Source organism: Acidovorax facilis (assembly GCF_023913775.1).
Lineage (GTDB): Bacteria > Pseudomonadota > Gammaproteobacteria > Burkholderiales > Burkholderiaceae_C > Acidovorax > Acidovorax facilis.
This window is the reverse complement of sequence record NZ_JAMXAX010000059.1, coordinates 1-20,617: the sequence shown is the minus strand read 5'-3', so window position 1 is coordinate 20,617 and position 20,617 is coordinate 1. Positions and strand designations below refer to the sequence as shown.

Annotated in this window: 19 protein-coding genes; 12 read left to right on the top strand and 7 right to left on the bottom strand. The window is 61.0% G+C overall.

Going from position 1 to position 20,617, the window contains the following annotated elements; all coding sequences use genetic code 11:
• The first annotated feature begins 45 nt into the window (after positions 1 to 45).
• The 4 genes from NFX52_RS16630 (at position 46) to NFX52_RS16615 (ending at position 5,287) form a co-directional block, all read left to right on the top strand.
• Positions 46 to 2,307 (top strand): CHASE2 domain-containing protein, encoded by a 2,262-nt coding sequence (locus NFX52_RS16630; RefSeq protein WP_055394567.1) that lies wholly within the window; start codon positions 46 to 48, stop codon positions 2,305 to 2,307.
• Between the two features lie 33 nt (positions 2,308 to 2,340).
• A complete protein-coding gene (locus tag NFX52_RS16625; RefSeq protein WP_055394565.1) occupies positions 2,341 to 3,132 on the top strand; it encodes an MBL fold metallo-hydrolase in 792 nt (263 codons plus the stop codon).
• A 772-nt stretch (positions 3,133 to 3,904) separates the two neighbouring features.
• Entirely contained in the window at positions 3,905 to 4,444 is a 540-nt protein-coding gene (locus NFX52_RS16620) for a pilin (protein WP_156358590.1), read from the top strand.
• Between the two features lie 63 nt (positions 4,445 to 4,507).
• A complete protein-coding gene (locus NFX52_RS16615; RefSeq protein WP_156358589.1) occupies positions 4,508 to 5,287 on the top strand; it encodes a fimb protein in 780 nt (259 codons plus the stop codon).
• A 40-nt stretch (positions 5,288 to 5,327) separates the two neighbouring features.
• Here NFX52_RS16615 and NFX52_RS16610 read toward each other — a convergent pair whose 3' ends face one another.
• On the bottom strand, positions 5,328 to 8,336 hold the full coding sequence (locus NFX52_RS16610) for a fused MFS/spermidine synthase (protein ID WP_055394563.1): 3,009 nt from the start codon (positions 8,334 to 8,336) through the stop codon (positions 5,328 to 5,330).
• Positions 8,337 to 8,420: 84 nt separating this feature from the next.
• Entirely contained in the window at positions 8,421 to 8,975 is a 555-nt protein-coding gene (gene moaC, locus NFX52_RS16605; RefSeq protein ID WP_252635739.1) for a cyclic pyranopterin monophosphate synthase MoaC, read from the bottom strand.
• Positions 8,976 to 9,075: 100 nt separating this feature from the next.
• Here moaC and NFX52_RS16600 point away from each other — a divergent pair, with 100 nt between their 5' ends.
• Entirely contained in the window at positions 9,076 to 10,641 is a 1,566-nt protein-coding gene (locus NFX52_RS16600; RefSeq protein WP_055394561.1) for a M48 family metalloprotease, read from the top strand.
• Here the strand turns inward: NFX52_RS16600 and NFX52_RS16595 are convergent.
• The 3 genes from NFX52_RS16595 to NFX52_RS16585 form a co-directional block, all read right to left on the bottom strand.
• Positions 10,609 to 10,962 carry a phage holin family protein gene (locus NFX52_RS16595; RefSeq protein WP_055394559.1) on the bottom strand — a complete coding sequence of 118 codons (354 nt, stop codon included), beginning with the start codon at positions 10,960 to 10,962 and terminating at the stop codon, positions 10,609 to 10,611. The two genes, NFX52_RS16600 and NFX52_RS16595, sit on opposite strands and share 33 nt — an antisense overlap.
• Before the next feature lie 86 nt (positions 10,963 to 11,048).
• Entirely contained in the window at positions 11,049 to 11,507 is a 459-nt protein-coding gene (locus tag NFX52_RS16590) for a hypothetical protein (RefSeq protein ID WP_055394557.1), read from the bottom strand.
• Positions 11,508 to 11,585: 78 nt separating this feature from the next.
• Positions 11,586 to 12,320: a TerC family protein gene (locus NFX52_RS16585; RefSeq protein ID WP_055394555.1), complete on the bottom strand. Its 735-nt coding sequence runs from the start codon at positions 12,318 to 12,320 to the stop codon at positions 11,586 to 11,588.
• A 487-nt stretch (positions 12,321 to 12,807) separates the two neighbouring features.
• Here NFX52_RS16585 and NFX52_RS16580 point away from each other — a divergent pair, with 487 nt between their 5' ends.
• Positions 12,808 to 13,248 (top strand): DUF3717 domain-containing protein, encoded by a 441-nt coding sequence (locus NFX52_RS16580; protein ID WP_055394553.1) that lies wholly within the window; start codon positions 12,808 to 12,810, stop codon positions 13,246 to 13,248.
• 94 nt (positions 13,249 to 13,342) lie between these two features.
• Complete coding sequence (locus NFX52_RS16575) at positions 13,343 to 13,648, top strand: putative signal transducing protein (RefSeq protein ID WP_055394551.1); 306 nt, start codon at positions 13,343 to 13,345, stop codon at positions 13,646 to 13,648.
• A 75-nt stretch (positions 13,649 to 13,723) separates the two neighbouring features.
• On the opposite strand, the gene NFX52_RS16570 is transcribed toward NFX52_RS16575, so the two are convergent.
• The gene (locus NFX52_RS16570) at positions 13,724 to 14,284 is read right to left on the bottom strand and encodes a YaeQ family protein (protein ID WP_008903834.1); all 561 of its coding nucleotides are present in this window, start codon (positions 14,282 to 14,284) and stop codon (positions 13,724 to 13,726) included.
• A gap of 185 nt (positions 14,285 to 14,469) precedes the next feature.
• Positions 14,470 to 15,849 (bottom strand): adenylosuccinate lyase, encoded by a 1,380-nt coding sequence (purB, locus tag NFX52_RS16565; RefSeq protein WP_055394549.1) that lies wholly within the window; start codon positions 15,847 to 15,849, stop codon positions 14,470 to 14,472.
• 119 nt (positions 15,850 to 15,968) lie between these two features.
• Between purB and NFX52_RS16560 the strand changes: the two genes are divergently transcribed.
• The 5 genes from NFX52_RS16560 (at position 15,969) to NFX52_RS16540 (ending at position 20,520) form a co-directional block, all read left to right on the top strand.
• Positions 15,969 to 16,583, top strand: coding sequence for a glutathione S-transferase N-terminal domain-containing protein (locus tag NFX52_RS16560; protein ID WP_055394547.1), 615 nt, complete (start codon positions 15,969 to 15,971; stop codon positions 16,581 to 16,583).
• A 69-nt stretch (positions 16,584 to 16,652) separates the two neighbouring features.
• Entirely contained in the window at positions 16,653 to 17,369 is a 717-nt protein-coding gene (locus NFX52_RS16555; RefSeq protein ID WP_055394545.1) for a TetR/AcrR family transcriptional regulator, read from the top strand.
• A 181-nt stretch (positions 17,370 to 17,550) separates the two neighbouring features.
• Positions 17,551 to 18,138, top strand: a complete 588-nt coding sequence (locus tag NFX52_RS16550; RefSeq protein ID WP_207401979.1) for a TRAP transporter small permease — start codon at positions 17,551 to 17,553, stop codon at positions 18,136 to 18,138.
• A 23-nt stretch (positions 18,139 to 18,161) separates the two neighbouring features.
• Complete coding sequence (locus NFX52_RS16545) at positions 18,162 to 19,442, top strand: TRAP transporter large permease subunit (RefSeq protein ID WP_055394541.1); 1,281 nt, start codon at positions 18,162 to 18,164, stop codon at positions 19,440 to 19,442.
• A gap of 73 nt (positions 19,443 to 19,515) precedes the next feature.
• Complete coding sequence (locus tag NFX52_RS16540; protein ID WP_055394539.1) at positions 19,516 to 20,520, top strand: TRAP transporter substrate-binding protein; 1,005 nt, start codon at positions 19,516 to 19,518, stop codon at positions 20,518 to 20,520.
• The last annotated feature ends 97 nt before the right edge of the window (positions 20,521 to 20,617 follow it).

The following is a 20,617-nucleotide window of genomic DNA, read 5'->3' as shown; positions in this document are numbered from 1 at the left end:
GCGCCCCATCTGGCAATTCATCTGCCGACCTTGTCGCCGGAACCCATGCAATCCAGACTTTTGCATCTGTTCCGACGGCACGCTCGCCGCACGGCAGTCACCCTGATTCCGTTAGCGTTTGCACTGCTGCACATTTCAGGCGCCCTTCATCTCCAGGTGCTGGAGCGGCTCGAAAACATCATCTACGACACCCGGCTGCGTGCGACCATGCCGCGAACGCTGGACGAGCGTATCGTCATCGTTGATATTGACGAAAAAAGCCTTGATAGGGTGGGGCATTGGCCTTGGGGACGGGACAAGCTTGCTGCTTTGACGCAGGAGCTGTTTGAACGGCAACAGGTCGCGCTGGTGGGGTTTGACGTCCTCTTCGCCGAAGCAGACGGAAGCTCAGGCCTCGCAAACCTGGAGCGGTTGGCCAAAGGGCCTTTGCGGGCGCAGACGGGCTTCAAGGAACAACTGGCGCGCCTGGCTCCCACTCTTGACTACGACGCACTCTTTGCCCAAGCTCTGCAAGGCCGACCTGCAGTTCTGGGCTACTACTTCACCAGTGACCGGGACGGGAGAACAAAAGGTGTTCTACCCCCTCCTGCCTTGCCCACCGAGAGACTTCGTGGTCTCCCATTGCGGGCCACCTCCTGGGGTGGATACGGCAGCAACATTGAAAAACTGGCCAATGCTGTGCCTGCTGCGGGTTTTTTCAACTCGGTTACCGATGACGATGGCGTAGTCCGGTCCCTTCCTCTCCTTGCGGAGCACCAGGGAAAGTACTACGAATCCTTGGCGCTTGCGATGTTTCGCACACTGCTTGGCTTGCCGGAAGTACATCCCAACTATGTCAGCGCCGCCCCCCAAGGCACCCACGACACCTTGCACAGCATCGTGCTGCGCCAGCATGGCCGCGAACTTGCGCTGCCTGTAGACGACCGGCTAGCAACACTGATCCCCTTTCGCGGCCCCGGCGACGTGAGCGGTGGGTCATTCCGCTACGTTTCCGCGTCGGATGTACTGGAGGGCAAACTGCCTGCCAACAACCTGCAAGGCCAACTGATTCTGGTGGGCTCAACAACCCCCGGTCTGCTCGACCTGCGCGTAACCCCCGTAGGCCGAACCTATCCCGGCGTGGAAACCCACGCCAATATGCTGTCCGCCTTTCTCGATGGCAAAAGCATCGTGCGACCCGACTACGCGGTGGGCTTTGACGCTGCACAACTGCTCTGCGCAGGTGTTTTGCTGGCCCTCGCCCTGCCCGCGCTGTCAGCCACCTACGCGGTGCTTCTCAGCCTGGGGGTGGTTGCAGCGCTGGCAGGCCTCAACCTGTGGCTTTATCTCGCCCAAGGCTTGGCAATGCCACTGGCGACGGTAATCGTGATGGCGGTACTGGCATTTGCGCTCAACATGGTCTACGGCTACTTTGTGGAAAGCCGATCCAAGCGGGAACTGGCTGCGCTGTTTGGCACTTACGTGCCACCCGAGTTGGTGGACGAGATGGTCAAGCAGCCAGAAAACTACAGCATGCAAGCCACCAGCCGTGAACTGACCGTCATGTTCTGCGACATGCGGGGGTTCACCGCCATGTCAGAGCAGATGGAGCCCCTGCAGCTGCAAGCCCTGCTCAACGACGTGTTCAGCCAGTTGACCCACATCATTCGCAGCCACAGAGGCACCATCGACAAGTACATGGGGGACTGCGTCATGGCGTTTTGGGGAGCGCCGGTGCCAACCGCAGAACACGCGCAACTGGCAGTGCAGGCAGCGCTGGACATGGAGCGTGCGGTTGAGCAGATCAACCTGTTGCACCGAGAGCGCGGGCTCCCCGAGATTGGTATCGGGATTGGCCTGAATACCGGCACCATGTGCGTGGGCGACATGGGTTCGGACATCCGACGCAGTTACACGGTCATTGGTGACGCGGTCAACTTGGGATCACGCTTGGAAGGCTTGTCCAAACACTATGGCGTGCGCACCGTGGTGAGCGAAACTACCCACTCCCAGGTACCCCAGTTCGCCTGGCAGGAACTCGACCGCGTGCGCGTCAAGGGCAAGGCCCAGGCGGTCGTTATCTACACGCCAATGTCCCCCCTAGACACGCTATCCCCGGCGCGGGCCTCAGAAATATCCACTTGGCAACACTTTCTCGCAGCATATCGCGCCCAGGACTGGACACAATGCGGCACACTGCTGACAGACTTGCTGCACAACGCCCCGCACTCCTCGCTCTATGGCCTGTATGCCAACCGCGTGCAGGCCCTGAGAGGGCAGCCTTTCGATCCCGGGTGGGACAGCGCCACCAGTTTCGATACCAAGTAAGCCAATGAACAACGAATAGGACAAGGCGGGTTCATGAAGGTTCGCGTACTGGGTTGCTCCGGAGCCATTGCCAAAGATTGCCGGACTACCTCATTTCTAATTGACGACAGCATCCTGATAGACGCCGGCACCGGCGTGGGCGACCTCACGCTGGAGCAGATGCGCCGCATCGACCATGTGTTCCTCACGCATTCGCACCTCGACCACATCGCGGCGCTGCCGCTGATGCTTGACGCTGTTTCGTCTCTACGCAGCACTCCCGTGCAGGTCCACGCCCTGCCTGCCACGCTGGACGCCCTGCGCCAGCACGTCTTTAACAACACCATATGGCCCGACTTCACCCGCATCCCGACGCCTGAGGCGCCCTTTTTGCAACTGCTGTCCTTGGCCGTGGGCAACCGACTGACCGTGGCTGGCACCGTGCTGGAGGTACTCTCCGCCCGCCACAGTGTGCCCGCTGTGGGCTATGCTGCGCGCGGCACCAGCGGCTGGTGGGTCTATAGCGGCGACACCGGAGGCCAGAACCCGGACTTCTGGCAGCGTGTTAACACACTGCACCAGTCTGAGGACGGGGTGGCCGCGCTGTTCATCGAAACCGCCTTCAGCAACCGCGAGCATGATCTGGCCAGCAAAAGCCTGCACCTGTCACCCGCCACACTGGCCCAGGAGCTGCAGGCCTTGCCCCCCAGCGCCCACCAGTTCCCCATCTACATCACCCACGCCAAGCCGCAGGAAAGTGGTCTCATCATGAGCGAGGCCAACGCGCTGGAATGCGGGGCGTTCCAGCTGATTGATCTTCAGAAAATCGAGGTGCTAGAGGTGTAGGAAACATCCAAAAGCGCGACCTACGGCCTCGACCGTTGGCGGACTCTGCGCCGCAATCCTTCTCTTTTGCATGGGAGTAAACGGTAGCCATGGACAACGCTGAAAGCCTCATGATTGAACACCTGAAGCGATTTCAGACTTCGGGCACCTTGCATCGGTGGAGGAATAGCAACAAGAGCAGGTCGATGAGTTCTGGAAGCGGCGTGAGTACATTGAAATACGTCTTGAACTGCATGCTTGAATTGCAGTCCGCTGAATCGAAGAAGGCCCACATCTGCGGGCCTTTAACTTTCTCATAAGTCACTTTCTTGGCGAGACACTCGCGGGAACACCTAACGTTCAGAACCTGTCGATCGACCGTGGTTGTTGTTCACCCACTCGGAAGAGACAGAACAGAGCAGCCAGGAGGCTATCTGGCTTAGGACGCCGAAAGCGAGAATCGACCCCAGCGAGCAAGCCCCTTGCGCGATAGCTGCGGGTAAGCCAATTGGTCAAAAGCAATAAGTGCTCGGGCTTTCTGCGTAAGGCCTGGATGCCAGAACGACTCTTGGTTTCGTGTCAGACATCCCGGCAGTCAGGGCGGACAAATTAGGACGACAAAAATGTCACAAACCAAGAGCATTGCCCCGAGGCGGTTAACCTATTCACGCTCCATACCCAGCTCATCCCCATCTCGGGGGTAGCCGGACCCTGGCACAAAAAGTGCTGTAGATGTCATACCCTGTGGCACTGCCAGCAGGTGGTGTTTGCTCTCAATCTCGAGGAGAAATTTATGAAGCGTTTCATGCAAAAAGGTTTTACCCTGATCGAACTGATGATCGTGGTGGCCATCATTGGTATTTTGGCAGCCATCGCGCTGCCGGCTTATCAAGACTACACCGTGCGTACCCGTGTGACCGAAGGCCTGAACCTGGCCCAAGGCGCGAAGAACATGATTGCCACTGACGGCACCAGCACTACCGAACTGGCTAACGTCGTCTTGACTTGGAATACCCAGAATGCAAATACTGGTGCCAACTCCAAGTTTGTTGACAGCGTGCTGATTGGCGCTGGCGGCCCGATCACGGTGACATACAACGCTACCGCTACTGGGGTTAATGCGGCAAAGAACACGCTGGTCATTTCGCCTTATGTGCGTACGGCAGCCAAGGGCACGTCCGTCACCCTGGCAGCCGCTTTGACGGCTGGCACCAGCGGCGCGCTTGACTGGGCCTGCTCTTCCGTCACGGGGAACTCCGCAAAAAATGCGGGCATGGCCGGCGCTAAGGCCGGTACGCTGGAAGCGAAGTACGCGCCCGCTACTTGCCGTTAAAATCCAGCGGCCTTTGGGCCTGTAAAAAAGAGTGCCTCGGCACTCTTTTTTTTTGGAGAAAAAATGAATCGAGTATGGAATTCAACACGATGGAAATTTGCGGCTCACATTGCTGCACGGCACGCGCTTCTCAGTTTAATCATCGCGGTATTGGCAGCACTCTGGATTTTCAAGGGTTGGTATGCAGCACCGTTCGGCGAGATGCTTGGCGTCAGCACGCTTGTAGCCGTATTGATTGCTGTAGATGTAGTGTGCGGGCCATTGTTGAATTTTTACCTCAGTAATCCAACAAAAACACGCCGCGCGCTGCTGGTGGATTGGACTGCGGTAGGGGTCATCCAACTTGGTGCATTGGTTTATGGCATGCATGCGCTTTGGGAAGCGCGGCCCGTCATGGTGGTTTTTGAGAACGACCGTCTCGTGGTCGTCACGGCTGTTGAAATTGATGAAGCCGAATTTTCCAGAGCACTTCCTGAATTCCAGACACTACCCTCGACAGGCATTCAACTGGCCGCAGTACGGCAACCAAAGGATGCCGACGAACGGTTGCAAAGTCTTGAATTTTCATTGCAAGGCGTAGAGCCCAGCGCAAGGCCTTCTTGGTGGATACCATATTCTCAGGCGGAGAGTGCAATTCGATATCGCGCCAAACCACTACTCGAACTTGCAGCACGCGGCACCTTGACGGCAGAAGTGTTGGCGCGAAAATTGGACGGAATCAATATTAACAAGAGCGATTTACTTTATTTGCCAATAACCAGCAAAATGACCAAGGATTGGGTTGCAATTCTTGATTCCAAAACCCTTCAACCCATCGAATATGTCGCAATCGATGGGTTTTGAGCCGCGCATTTATTTATCGAAAATTCCGATCCTTGAAGCGTCAATCAACTGCCATGGCTTTCAAAAACAGGCGCTGTTGAAGATATGCGCCTTTAGATGCCACATTACTTCCCAAGACCTTTTCTGTTGAAATTACATCTTCCCACTTTTCATCGCGAGCCAGTGAGACAAGTATATTAGACAAGGCCACTGGCGCAAAGTACCTCCGCAGCGCTGAACTTTCAGGCGTTTTTTCAAGCCATTCCCTGCTTACACTTTCTACGACAAGATAATCACGGCGAGCCATGGCATCCAGCATTTTGAAGGTGCGCTTAAAATCATCTGGCATTATTTTGCATTGATGCCATTTTGGCTCAATCCAAACGCCATTCAATAATTCCGGTGGCAGATAGCTGATTGTCATTTCTGCGACATCCAGAAGGCGTTCTGCCAAAACTTCGTTTTGCGCAGGTGTCCAGATTTTCCCACAGGTAGGTACTGCGGCCCGAAGCAATATGGTCGGCTCGTACACCTTTGGCAACAACCCCTTCACCAAGTCATCCGTCGAATCTCCACGCAGATCGGCAGCCAGCGCACGGGCACGCCGTGTGAATATCTCAGGCAAAAAGTGATTAATTTCAGTTGGCGGAACTGCTGCCGACAAAGGGCTTCTGATTTTGAGTGCCTCTAAAAATAGGAGGGGTTGGATCGGCAATTGCACCAACTCCGCAGCTTCAATGACCTTGTATCTGGTTTTTGGCGCATTCAACCCGAGTATGGGGAAATAATCGGAATTTGCTGGCCGCGAGGAGTGTGTGCGCGCAAATGCCCGCAGCAACCTGCCGTCGCTTACCTTCCGGAAATTAAGCTGCTCAGCGGTACCAATTCCCAATCGAGCCAGCTCGGCCTTCAGGGGGCCGGCCATCAAGCGGTCCACTTCTAATTTCGGAAGCGGGCCATTGGGACTGGCCACGATCAATAGATCAGAGTAATTGCTAAGCCAGGCCGAATAATCATCAAATGCCGGCGCCATGGCATTCAATATAGATCCCACTAGCGGCTCATCAATTTCATAGAGTTGAATCCATTGAATAAAGAGTCCATTCTCATTCAGCTGGGTAGGGATGAACTTGTAAAATTCTTTGGAAAATAGTGCGCCAATGCCGCTGATCCAGGGATTGGAGGGCTCGGATACGATAATGTCGTATTTGGTTTTCTGACCTGCAAAATAGGATTTTGCATCGTCGATCACAATGCGCGACCGCGGATCTGTATACGCTCGCTTCACGCGATCCCCAAAGGCTTGAGCGCCTGCAACCATTGCCTCTTCAATTTCAATGGTGTCGACACGCTCTACCCTTGAATCTCCCAGCAGCGTATGGGTCGTCAGGCCGGAGCCGAAGCCAATGACGCCTACGCGCTTTGGATCGGCGTGCATCGCAAGAGGTAGCGCGGCGGCCAATGTCATCGTGGGTTCATCAACAATAGGCTCAACGCCATCCTTCATGGCGATGGAGGCATCAATTTTTCCGTTGGTGGCAATTTGAACGCTGCCCTCCGGTGATACAACCACCGAAACGCTCGAAGTTTTCCCGTCCCGGTAATAGAGAATTCGATCATCAGCCATAAGGCTGGTGCGACCATGGCGAAACACGCCGGAAGCCATGGTCATGGGGTCGAAAGGCACGCGCACCGCGAGAACGAGCGCAGTGGCGGCCAAGCCGCCAGCCACCGCGAAGCGAAGCATGGAGCGTTTGTCCTCGGCCTGGGCCCGCAGCAGGAACAGGCCAATGCCAATATCCACGATGGCTGCGACGCACAGGGCCAGCTTGAGGCCCAAGACGGGAATCAACAGGTGGATGGCGGCAAATACGCCCAGGATGGCGCCAAGGGTGTTCCATGCATATACCCGGCCAATGGCGCGTTCGCCTTGCCCCGCGCGCAGCAGCGCCACCGTGAAAAGTGGTAGGGTCGTGCCCGCAAAGAATGCAGCGGGCAGCATGATGGCGATGGCGATGGTGGCGGTGCCCAGATTGAACAACGCGTAGCCACCGTCGGACTTGGCCAGGGCCTGCATTAGCCAACCCACCCAGGAAAAAGCATTGGCATAGACGAACAGAGACGCCAGTGCCGCGATGCCCATCAAAACTTGCATCCAGCCCACCAGCCGCAGGGGTGAATCGGTCTTGTCGGCTTGCTTGCGCACCCACAGGCCACCCAGGGCAATGCCTGCGATGAAAGAAGCCAGCATCAACTCGAACGCGTGCATCGTGCTGCCGACGGCCATGCTGAGCATGCGAATCCAAATGATTTCATACGCGAAGGACGCCGCGCCGGACAATGCGGTGCCGAACAGCACGGTGCGCAGCAGAGGGTTTGTGCGAAGGGATTGCCCAGGAGCGTCGGCCGCTGTCACGGCTTTAGCGGGGGCTGGTTCAGGCTCGCGTGCCAGCCACCAGGCCAGCGCGGCAACGACGAAGTTCAAAATCCCGGCAGTGACCATGGCACCGGGCAGGCCCACCGAAGGCAGCAGCACGAAGACTGCCACCAGTGCGCCAATGGCCGCGCCGATGCTGTTGGTGAAATACAGCCCGCCCAGAAGGTTGCCTGCACTGCCGGGGTAGCGGCGGATTAATCCGCCGCTCATGAGCGGGAAGGTCATGCCGAGAAGAATGGTTTGCGGAAGGATCAGCAGCGCTGCAATGCTCCAGCGGGCAATGTCCACCGCCAATGGTGAACCCAGCGCCGGAATCAGGGTGTCGTAACTGAAACCGGCCACGCCCGTGAAGACCCAGTGGAACAGCAAACCAAGGACGCCAATGATTGCCTCAATGACGGCATAACTCCGGATCAAATTGCGCCAGCGCTGCCCCGCCTGGGCAATCCATGCGGCGCCCGCCGCCATGCCCCCCATGAAGATCGCCAGCACCAGGGCCTGCGCGTATGCGGCGTGGCCCAGAAAGAGCCCCAAATAGTGTGACCAAATTGACTGGTATATCAGCCCAGCAAAACCGGAGATGACAAAAATTGCGAGCAAGCCAGGCCGCGAGCTTTTGAAGGGAGATGTCATTGAATGAAAGTTCCAGAATTGCGCTGGGGACGGGATGATTTGAAGAGCGATGCAAAAATGATGCTCAGGCCGCTGATGCGATAGTCATGACTCACGGGTTACGTGAAATTGATGAGTCCAGATGGCCGCGCTGGAGAGTATTATTACGTGCTCCACTCCGACTTCCCCCCCCCGCTTCTCTGCTACTCGCACCCCATGGACCACCATCTCTCGGTCCACAGCCTTGCACATGTCGTAAATGGTCAGCAAGGCCACCTGCACGGCAGTCAGCGCTTCCATCTCCACACCCGTCTGCCCCACGGTTTCTACGGTTGCAGAGCAAAATATGCCCACAATGCCCGGATGGCGGGCCCCGGCAGCTTCAAATTCAATAGCAATCCGCGTCAGCGCCAGCGGGTGGCACAGCGGAATTAACTCACTGGTCTTCTTGGCCGCCATGATGCCCGCGATGCGGGCCACGCCCAGCACGTCGCCTTTTTTGGCAGTCCCAGATTCAATCAAGGCCAAGGTTTCCGGCTGCATCTCGATGCGGCCGGTGGCGACGGCCACGCGGTGGGTGGCGGGCTTGGCGCCAACGTCCACCATGTGGGCTTGGCCTTGGGCATCGAAGTGGGTGAGGGGTGAGGCGGGGGTGGACATGGACAATGGAGCGAAACGTTTTTGGGGCGAAGGCATCATAAGGCGTTAGCCGTACAGGGCAACGCATGTGCATGGCCCTGAGGGTGGACAAAGGACCTTCGTGCAAAAATTTCAACAAAAGTGGCTTGTAGCGCTTGTTCAGAAAGCGCTAACAGCTATAATTTTTATAGCAAACAGCATTTTGTACGCACCAGTGGCGAGTGCCCAGACGGCCTTGCCCACCCTCGGCGACCCCAGCGACCTCACCACCAGCGCCGAGCGCCGCCTGGGTGACCGCATCATCCGCGAACTCTACAGAGACCCCGACTACATCGACGACCCCGTCATTGCCGACTATGTGCAGGGTATCTGGCGCCCTTTGATGGCTGCCGCCAAGGCGCGCGGGGAGCTCTCGCCGGAGCTGGATGAGCGCTTCGCGTGGGAGATCCTGCTGGGGCGCGACCGCACGGTGAACGCGTTTGCGCTGCCGGGCGGTTATCTGGGCGTGCACCTCGGCCTGATCGGGGTCGTTACCACCCGCGACGAGCTGGCCTCGGTGCTGGCCCACGAGCTCAGCCACGTCACCCAGCGCCACATCTCGCGCCTGATCACCCAGCAAAGCAAGCAGACGCCCCTGCTGCTGGGGGCGATGATTCTGGGCGCGCTGGCGGCCAGCAAGAATCCGGGCGCCACGCAGGCGCTGGTGGTGGGGGGGCAGGCGCTGGCCATGCAGAACCAGCTGAACTTTTCGCGCGACATGGAGCGCGAGGCGGACCGCATTGGCTATGGCCTGATGGCCCCCGCCGGGTTTGCACCGCAGGGCTTTGTCAGCATGTTCGACAAGCTCCAGCAGGCCAACCGGCTCAACGACAACGGTTCGTGGCCATATCTGCGCAGCCACCCGCTGACCACCGAGCGCATGGCAGACATGCATTCGCGCCTTCCGCCCGGAGAGGCTGCCGCAGCGGCCACAGTGCCATCGACTCTGGAACACGCCATGGTTGCAGCGCGTGCCCGGGTATTGGCCAACCCCGGCGTGGACAACTTGCGCCAGTGGATTGCCGAGCCGCAAGGCTCCGGTTTTGCAGCCCTGCCCGCCTCCCGGCGCGTGGGCGTGCTGTACGCGGCTGCGCTGGGCAGCAACCAGCTTCGAGACGCTGCAGGTGCACGCGCTGCCGCAAAGAAGCTGGAGGACCTGGTGCGCAATGATGCCGCGGCCCACCGACTGGCAAAGCTGCTCGCCGCCGAGATCGAACTGGCAGCAGGCGACGCTGCGGCCGCTGTCAACGCACTGGCTGCCGATGCGAACAACACCAGCAGCGGCAGCAGCAGCAACCGGCGCCCTGAACTGGTTTTGCGCACACAGGCCTTGCTGCGCGCCGGGCGCGCTGGTGAAGGAACCAGCGCCCTGCAAACCTGGGTGGCCACGCACCCCCGGGATGCGACGGCGTGGCAGCTTTTGGCGTCCACCTGGCAGGCTCAAGGCCAGGCACTGCGCGCAGTGCGCGCCGAGGCAGAGGCCCACGCCGCGCGCTATGACTATGCGGCTGCGGTAGACCGCTTCAAGGCGGGCCAGGATCTGGCACGGCGGGGTGGACCGCAGGTGGACCACATTGAAGCGTCCATCATCGACACCCGGCTGCGCGCGGTGGAGTCACTTCTTCGCGAACAGGCCGCCGAGCGCTGATTCAATCAGCACACCCAGCAGCGAATAGATCAGCGACCCGAGCAGCGCCGCGCCGAAGCCATTGACGTGAAACCCGTCCAGTACGCTGGCGGCGGCCCAGAACATGAGCGCGTTGATGACGAAGAGAAAAAGGCCGACGGTGACGATGGTGACCGGCAGCGTCAGCACCACCAGCACGGGCCGCAACACCACGTTGAACAGGCCAATGACAAAGGCCGCGATCAGCGCGGAGGTGAAGCTCTGTACTTCCACACCGCTGTAGACATAGGCCACAAACAGCAGCGATGCAGCGCTGAGAAGCCATTTCAGGAGGAGTTTCATGGCCGGAGAATAGCACCGGCCGAGGGAACCAAGAAATGCGCAAAACGGAAGCCAAGCCCCTGGCAATCAGCCCCTGCGCTGACTGCCTATTCGAAAGCCAGCATCCACAACGCTCCGCAACCCGTGAGCAGGCTGCCCAGCGTTCCTGGCATTGGCGACCAACCTTTGTCCGGGCGCACAGGCGCAGGCTCTTGTGCCATATCCGTCTTGGGCCGGCGCGCATCTATCACCTGGGCCGCGGAGGCGCCTGCAGCCTGCAGCTGATCGGTCAGCTCCGCCAGCGGCCCCTTGGCCAGTACGGTGGTCACTCTGTCCGTGGGCACCCGCAGCACGGGAAGGATCTGGGCAAACAGCTTGTCAGCCCACTTGGCGCGCCAGTTTTCACGGGCGCTGTGGCTTACCCACTTGCTGATGCGATGGGTCATCCGTGGCGCGCAGGCCACCAGCACCCATTGTGTTCTCGCGGCCGCGTCGCGCGCGAACAAAGGTGCCAGCACCTGCTGCGCATAAACCGCGTCGTCCACATACACGATGACTCTGTCCATACCGACTCCCATTGAGGACCAAGGACAAAAGGGGGCATAGAGCCCCCTTTTGTAATGGTCGGTTCCGTATGTCTGCCTTTAGCCCTGCTGCTCGGCAGGTGCCGCCGCCGCGCGGCGCGCAACGATGATCTTGCCAGCCAGCAGAACCAGCAGCGCACCCGCCACGCTGGCACCGTACTTGATCATGTCTGTCTGTGGCAGTTTCAGCATCCACTGCCACTTGTCGGGGTTCGAGAAAGCAGGGTCCGTCACCAGCATGCCGCCAGCGATCCAGCCCAGCAGCATGCCGCCCGCCGTGATGATCATCGGGAAACGCTCCATGAGCTTGATGACCAGCTGGCTACCCCAGACGATGATCGGGATAGAGATCAGAAGGCCCAGCACGACCAGCAGGAACTGGTGCTCGCCCGCATTCTGCGCAGCGCCCGCAATGGCTATCACGTTGTCCACGCTCATCACCAGGTCGGCCACGATGATGGTCTTGATGGCGGCCAGCAGCTTGTCGCTACCTTGCACGTCGCCGTGGCCCTCTTCATCAGGAGCCAACAGTTTGACGCCAATCCACACCAGCAACAGCGCGCCCACGAACTTGAGGAACGGCAGCGCCAGCAGGGTCATCGCAAAGGCGATCAGGATCACACGCAGAACAATGGCCCCGGCAGTGCCCCAGATGATGCCCTTGGTACGCTGGGCCGGAGGCAGCTTGCGGCAGGCCAGCGCGATGACCACCGCGTTGTCGCCGCCCAGCAAGATGTCGATGATGATGATCTGGCCGAGTGCGAGCCAGAATTCGGGCGAAGCCAAAAAGTCCATAAATTCCTCAGTATCAATACACGCGAAGGGGGAGTTCGCCGCCACTGTAGCGCCGAGTCCACCCAAGGGATAAAGGGCCTGCGGTCGGGGGATCAAGGACTGCCCTGACAGGGCAAGCAACGAAAGGACGGCCTTGATCAGCCCCAGCGGGCCCATCAAAGGTCTTGCTCAGCCCGGCGCCCTTGCGGTATGCGCTGAACCCGGACCGCCGGAAGCGATGTTTCGCTTCGTACTGACGACGGTTCCGATGCCTCGCGCCCCCACGCACCAAAATTTGGCAATGCCGGAATGCAAGTCGGGAGCTACTCCCCTTCGAAGCGTCGATTGGAACATCGCCCGCACGGTCGCGCAAGGGCAGCACGATTGTGGTTATTGCGTACACGCCCCTCTATGGCTGCCAAAAAGGGGCCGAAGCTCCCTGCAAAACACCTTTGCCAGGGTTGCCTTGTCCACGCGGCTATGATCCAGCCCCTTCGCTCAAACCTCCATGGCCGCCATCCACATCACCGACATCGAAGCCGCCATCAACCACTGGCGCAGCCGGGTGCCTTCGCCCGACGGAGTCTCCCTGGCCCCGGAGATCCGCGCGCTGGCAGAGGTCTATGCGCAGATGGTGTTCCGGCGCGAGGACGTGGTGGAAGAAGACCGCCTGCCCCCGGATGCCCTGGATGCCTGGCATGCCTGGTACGGCACCACGCCCGACACGCCCTGTATCGCCATCTGCTCCACCAGCCAGGGCGACGACCTGTGCAAGGGGTGCGGGCGCACGTTTGACGAAGTGCAGTTCTGGCCCGCGATGGGCCCTGCCGAAAAACGCGCGGTGTGGCGACGCATCACGCTGGAGCACTCTGCGTGGCGGTTCAACCGCTATGCAGAACGGGCGGCCGAAGGGGTTTCCAAAGCGCCGGCGCCAGCGGGCGCGGCGTAACCCGCTCCTTTTCTTTTCAACACGTCGCCCCGCCTCGCAAGCTGCAAACATACGGGGGCTGTACGCCCGGCGGTCAAACGGCTATGGTGGGCCCATGCTGCGCCTCACCCAAGCCCCGAACATCGCCATCGCCACGCTGTGGGCGGACTTGTTGTGCGAAGCGGGCATGACGGCCTCCGTGCAGCGCCAGTATCTGGGTGCCGCAGCGGGGCACCTGCCGCCGGACCAGTGCCTGCCCGAAATCTGGCTGGACTACGACGAACACGCCACCCGCGCACGCGCGCTGCTGCAGGAGCTTCAGGATTTGCCACAGCGCCGCTGGGCATGCCAGTGCGGCGAGACGGTCGAAGGCGGATTCGAGCAGTGCTGGCAGTGTGGCGCGCTCATGCCACGAGACTGAGCCAGAAGCTACCAAATTGATAGCTGTTAGCGCTTATCCATCAAGCGCCAGAGGCCATTTTTGCCAGTATTCCAGTCACTTCCAGCGCACTGGCTCCACATGCACACTGCCCTGCGTGCTGCTCAGGGTGATCGCGCCTTCCTGCACCGTAGCCTGCAGTTGCATGCTGCGCTCGGCCAGCTGCGCCAGTGCCTGGGATGCCTCCGTGGGGATGCGCCAGACCTGCAGCTTTTCCAGGCGTGACAGTTTGGTCTCGATGCCTTTCCACCAGATCTCTGCGGCGTGGTTGAAGCAGTAGACGATCACAGAATCGGCCTTGCTGCAGGCCTTGGTGAGCGGCTTGTCTTCGGGCTGGCCCACCTCAATCCACACGCGCTTGCGGCCGGTAAAGTCGGTGAGCGAGGCATCCGGGTCATCCGGGTCCGACAGACCCGCACCAAATGCCAGCGTGGCGTCGCCGTTGCAGAGGTCGTTGAGCTGGTGCGCCTGGATGGCCAAAGCAGCCAGCCGGACCATCATGCGCTCGTCGGTCTCGCTGGGGTGGCGCGCCAGCGTGAGGGCGTGGTCAGCGTAGTAGCCGTGGTCGATGTCGGCGATCTGGAGGTTCGCCTTGAAGATGGTGGATTTGATGGCCATGCAGCCTCACTATTGAATTGATAGCTGCCGTCGCTTATCGGAAAAGCGCCAGAGGCAAAAAATATCTCAAAAGACCGGCAGCGCACGCAACTGGCGGTGCCCAAGCCAGCGCAACCGTGGAACCGGCTTTGCCGGGCCACGGGTTGCGTCCCCCTCGGGGGAAGGCGCGCCGCGTCTCAGGGGGGTCACACCCTTCGTGCCAGTTCGGCGGCCTTGCCCACATAGCTACCCGGAGTCATCGCGAGCAGGCGGTCTTTTTCAGCCTGGGGGATTTCCAGCGAGGCGATAAGGCCGTGCAGCGCCTCGGCGGTCACGGTCTTGCCACGGGTCACTTCCTTGAGCTTTTCGTAAGCGCCCTGCACACCAAAGCGGCGCATCACCGTCTGGATGGGCTCGGCCAGCACTTCCCACGAAGCATCCAGATCTTCGGCCAGCGCTTCTTCGTTCAGCTCCAGCTTGTTCAGGCCGGTCAACAGCGAGGCATAGGCCAGCGCCGCGTAGCCCAGGGCCACGCCCATGTTGCGCAGCACGGTGCTGTCGGTCAGATCCCGCTGCCAGCGGCTGATGGGCAGCTTTTCAGACAGGTGCTTGAGCAGCGCGTTGGCCAGTCCCAGATTGCCTTCGGCGTTCTCGAAGTCGATGGGGTTGACCTTGTGCGGCATGGTGCTGGAACCAATCTCGCCCGCCTTCAGGCGCTGCTTGAAGTAGCCCAGGCTCACGTAGCCCCAGATGTCGCGCGAGAGGTCGATCAGGATGGTGTTGGCGCGGGCCACGGCATCGAACAGCTCGGCCATGTAGTCGTGCGGCTCGATCTGGATCGAGTACGGCTGGAAGGTCAGGCCCAGGCCCAGCGGTTCGGGCGTTTCGATGACCTTCTTGCTGAAGGCTTCCCAGTCAAACTCAGGCCAGGCGGACAGGTGGGCGTTGTAGTTGCCCACGGCGCCGTTCATCTTGCCCATGATCTTGACGGCGGCGATCTTCTCGCAGGCCGTTTGCAGGCGCATCACCACGTTGGCCATTTCCTTGCCCACGGTGGTGGGGCTGGCGGTCTGGCCGTGGGTGCGGCTGAGCATGGGCACATCGGCAAAGGCGTGCGACATTTCGCGCAGCTTGAGCACGATGCGGTCCAGGCCCGGCAGGATGACCTGGTCGCGACCTGAACGCAGCTGCAGCGCGTGGCTCGTGTTGTTGATGTCTTCGCTGGTGCAGGCAAAGTGCACAAATTCGGAGGCCTTTTCCAGCTCGGGGCGCGCCTCGAACTTGCTCTTGATCCAGTATTCGACGGCCTTGACGTCGTGGTTTGTTGTTTTTTCGATCTCTTTGATGGCGGCGGCGTCAGCTTCGGAGAAGTTCTTGATCAGGCCGAGCAGATAGGCGCGGGCGCCCGTGGTCAGGGGCTTGAACTCGGCGAAACCGGCATCCGACAGGGCAATGAACCAGGCCACTTCCACCTGCACACGGCGGTGCATGTAGCCGTGTTCGCTCATGATGGGGCGCAGGGCGGCAAGTTTGGTGGCGTAACGGCCGTCAAGCGGCGACAGGGCGGTAATGGTGGACAGGCTCATGGCGCGCCATTGTAGGCGTGGTGTGTAAGCGCCACGCAGCCGTCAGCTTGCGGGCGGGCAGCTGCCGATAGAATCAATCTCGAATCGTTCAGCCTACCCCGCGCCCTGGAAGACACACCATGAAATTGATCGGAGCCACCGCCAGCCCCTACGTACGCAAGGTACGTATCGTGATGGCCGAGAAAAAGCTCGACTACCAGTTCGTGCAAGAAAACGTCTGGGCAGACGACACCCATATTTCCACCTCCAACCCCTTGGGCAAAGTGCCCTGCCTGGTAATGGAAGGCGGCGAGGCCGTTTTTGACTCCCGCGTGATCGTCGAATACCTCGACACCCTGTCGCCCGTGGGCAAGCTGATCCCGTCGCAGGGCCGCGAACGCGCCGAGGTCAAGACCTGGGAGGCACTGGCAGATGGTGTGATGGATGCCGCCATCCTGGCCCGCCTGGAAGCCACCTGGGCCCACCGCAAGGACAGCGAACGCAGTCAGGCCTGGATCGACCGCCAGCTGATCAAGGTGAACGACGGCCTCAAGTCCATGAGCCAGGGCCTGGGCGACAAGCCGTATTGCAGCGGCATCCACCTCAGTCTGTCCGACATTGCCGTGGGCTGCGCCCTGGGCTGGCTGGAGTTCCGCTTCCCCGACATCGCCTGGCGCAGCGAGTACCCCAACCTGGGCAAGCTGCTCGACAAGCTGATGCTGCGCCCGAGCTTCGCCGATACCAAGCCGTCCTGAGCGGCCAGCGAGAGCGGGCATTGGTTTTTTGAACCCCCTGCGCCGGGCTTGCCGTATGCTTGGGCGCTTATGAACGAAATGGTTCAAAATCCTCCGAAACCTGGCGATGTACGGGCCACCCGCCAGCGCGCAGCGCGCGAGGCCGCCACCACGCCCGGGGCGGACCGGGTGCGCGTCAACGACCCCGACCGCACGATGGCCAACATCCTGCAGGTGGCCACGGCAGAGTTTGCGGACAAGGGCCTGGCTGGGGCGCGCATCGACGAGATTGCGGCATTGACAAGCACCAGCAAGCGCATGATCTACTACTACTTCGGTAGCAAGGAAGGTCTGTATGTCGCGGTGCTGGAGGAGGCCTACCGCCGCATCCGGCGCATCGAATCGGAGCTGCACCTGGAAGACCTGGCGCCCGAGCAGGCCCTGCGCACGCTGGTGGGCTTCACGGTGGACTACCAGCTCGCCAACCCCGACTTCATCCGCCTGGTGATGAACGAGAACATGCACCGGGGCGAGTACATCACCAAGTCGGCCACGATCCAGGTACTGAACATCCCCGTCATCCATGCCGTGCGCGATGTGTACCAGCGTGGCGTGGCGGCGGGTGTGTTCCGCCCCGACGTGGACCCGGTGGACCTGCACATGTCCATCTCGGCCCTGTGCTTCTTCAACGAGGCCAACCGCCACACCTTCGGCGCTATTTTCAAGCGCTCCCTCGACACCCCTGCCGCCACGGCGCAACGCCGTGAATCGATCATCGAGATGATCGTGCGCTTTCTGCGGCCCTGACCTTCCCGGCCCTGGCGCGCACACCGGCCCGCGTCAAAAAGCTCCTCATCAGCACCCTGCGCGCGCGCCATGCATGGCTGCGTGCTGCCATGACAAACCATGCAGGGTTTGCACCTAGATCAAATACTAACCAGTTCGTACAAAATTCTTCCAGCGTTTCAATACAACGACTGGAGACACCATGTTTGCACTGGCCGACCGCGTGCTGCGGGGATACACCCGCGTGCTGGATGTACTGGCTGGCCTGTGCCTGGCGGTGATGGTGGTGCTGGTATTTGGCAATGTGGTGCTGCGCTACACCCTGAACTCCGGCATCACGGTGTCGGAAGAGCTCTCGCGCTGGCTGTTCGTGTGGCTGACCTTCATGGGCGCCGTGGTCGCGCTGCGCGATCACGGCCACCTGGGCACGGATGCGCTGGTGTCGCGCCTGCCCGCTGTGGGCAAGAAGGCCTGCCTGGTGCTGGCACAGATCGCCATGCTTTATGTGTCGTGGCTGCTGCTCAGTGGCAGTTGGGCCCAGATGCTCATCAACTGGGAAACCGAAGCGCCCGTGACCGGCGCCTCGGTGGGCATCTTCTACGCCAGTGGCGTGCTGATGGGCGGGTCGGGGATTGCCATCTTGCTGCACGACCTGCTGCGCACCTTGTTCGTTCCGCTGGCTGAGCACGAGCTGGTCATGGTGCAAGAGAGCGAAGAACTGGCGGCCCTGGCGCACCGCCCTGCGGGCACCGATGCATCCCACGAAGCGCCCGGCAACCACCGCCCCTGAACCCTCCGCACAGGCTCTCCACCATGACCGTCACCATCTTCCTCGGCTCCCTGCTGCTCGCCATGGCGATCGGCATTCCCATCGCGTTTGCGCTGCTCATCAGCGGCGTGGCGCTGATGTGGCACTTGGACCTGTTCGATGCGCAGATCCTGGCGCAGAACGTGATCAACGGTGCCGACAGCTTTCCGCTGCTGGCCGTGCCCTTCTTCATGCTGGCGGGCGAGATCATGAATGTGGGCGGCCTGTCCAAGCGCATCGTGAAGCTGGCGCTCACGCTGGTCGGCCATGTGCCCGGCGGCCTGGGTTATGTGGCCATCATGGCGGCGGTGATCCTGGCTGCCGTGTCGGGCTCGGCCGTGGCCGATGCGGCAGCGCTGGCCTCCCTGCTGCTCCCCATGATGGTGGCTGCGGGCCACAACAAGGAGCGCTCGGCCGGGCTCATAGCGTCGGCCGGCATCATCGCCCCGGTGATCCCTCCGTCCATCGGTTTCGTGATCTTTGGCGTGGCGGCCAACGTGTCTATCAGCAAGCTGTTTCTGGCAGGCATCGTGCCGGGCATCCTGCTGGGGCTGGCGCTGGCCCTTACGTGGTGGTGGCTGGTGCGGCGCGAAGATGTGGCGCCCCCAAAGCGTGCCACCCGAGCCGAACTGACCCTGGCCCTGCGCGAAGCCGTGTGGGCGCTGGGCCTGCCCCTCATCATCCTGGTCGGCCTGCGCATGGGCGTCTTCACTCCCACCGAGGCCGCCGTAGTGGCCGCCGTGTATGCGCTGTTCGTGTCCATGGTGGTCTACCGCGAGCTGAGCTGGCGCCAGCTGGCCGACATCTTCCGCGCCTCGGCCCGCACCAGCGCGGTGGTGATGTTCCTGGTGGCTGCCGCCATGGTGTCCGCGTGGCTGATCACCGTGGCTGACCTGCCCTCCAAGGTCATCGGCATGCTGGAGCCCTTCATGGGCAACCCAACGCTGCTGCTGATCGCCATCATGCTGCTGGTCATGGTGGTGGGCACGGCCATGGACATGACGCCGACCATCCTCATCCTCACGCCCGTGCTGATGCCGGTGGTCAAGGCCGCAGGCATCGACCCGGTGTACTTCGGCGTGCTCTTCATCATCAACAACGCCATCGGGCTCATCACCCCACCTGTGGGCACGGTGCTCAACGTGGTGGCTGGGGTGGGGCGCATGTCCATGTCGCAGGTCACACGCGGCGTCACGCCCTTCATGCTGGCCCAGCTGGCCGTGATGTTCCTGCTCGTGCTGTTCCCCTCCATCGTCATGGTGCCGCTGCGCTGGTTGAGTGGTTGACCCCCATCTGCGCCCAGGCCCTTTTCTTTCCGCTCCGTTTCTGCCCCGCCTAAAAACCCAAGGAGACATTTCCATGAAGCTGCTCAAAACCCTGCTCGCCACCGCCCTGGTTGCCGCGTCGCTGCTGTCCGCCGCGCATGCCCAGGAACGCACCATCAAGTTCGCCTTCCAGAACCAGAAGGACCACCCGCAGGCCCAGGGCGCGCAAAAGTTTGCCGACCTCGTGGCGGCCAAGACCGGCGGCCGCATTGCCGTCAAGCTCTTCCCCGGCGGCACGCTGGGCGGTGACCTGCAGACCGTGTCGGCCCTGCAGGGCGGCACGGTGGAGATGACCGTGCTCAACGCCGGCATCCTGGCCGCGCAGTCCAAGGAATTCGGCATCTACGACTTCCCGTTCCTGTTCGCCACGCCCCAAGAGGCCGATGCCGTGACCGACGGCCCCTTCGGCAAGAAACTGCTCGACAAGCTGCAGGCCAAAAACCTGGTCGGTCTGGGCTACTGGGAGCTGGGTTTCCGCAACCTCACCAACAGCAAGAAACCCATCACCAAGGCCGAGGACATCGCGGGTCTCAAGATCCGCGTGATCCAGTCGCCGATCTACATCGACCTCTTCAACGCGCTGGGCGCCAACGCGGTGCCCATGCCCTTCCCCGAGCTGTACACCGCCATGGAACAGAAGGCCGTGGACGGCCAGGAGAACCCGTTCTCCACCATCCTGTCGTCCAAGTTTGCCGAGGTGCAGAAGTACCTCACCGTCACGCGCCACATGTACAACCCCCAGGCCGTGATCGTGAGCAAGAAGTTCTGGGACAGCCTGAACCCCGCTGACCAGAAGGCGCTGAACGACGCCATGGCCGAGGCCACGACCTTCCAGCGCGGCGTGTCGCGCGTGCAGGCCAACGTGGCGCTCGAAGACCTCAAGAAGGCGGGCATGCAGGTGTCCGAGTTCTCGCCCGCCGAGCTGGACAAGCTGCGCGCCAAGGTGAAACCCGTCGTTGAAAAACACAGCGAGAAGGTGGGCGCCGAGACCGTGCAAGAGGTCTATTCCACGCTGGCCAAACTGCGCGGCGGCAAGTAAGCCACCACTGCAACCCCTGCGCTGCCGTGCGGTGAACACACCACCAACCCGGCAGCGCAGGGGTTGCAGTGGTGGCTTACTTGCCGCCGCGCAGTTT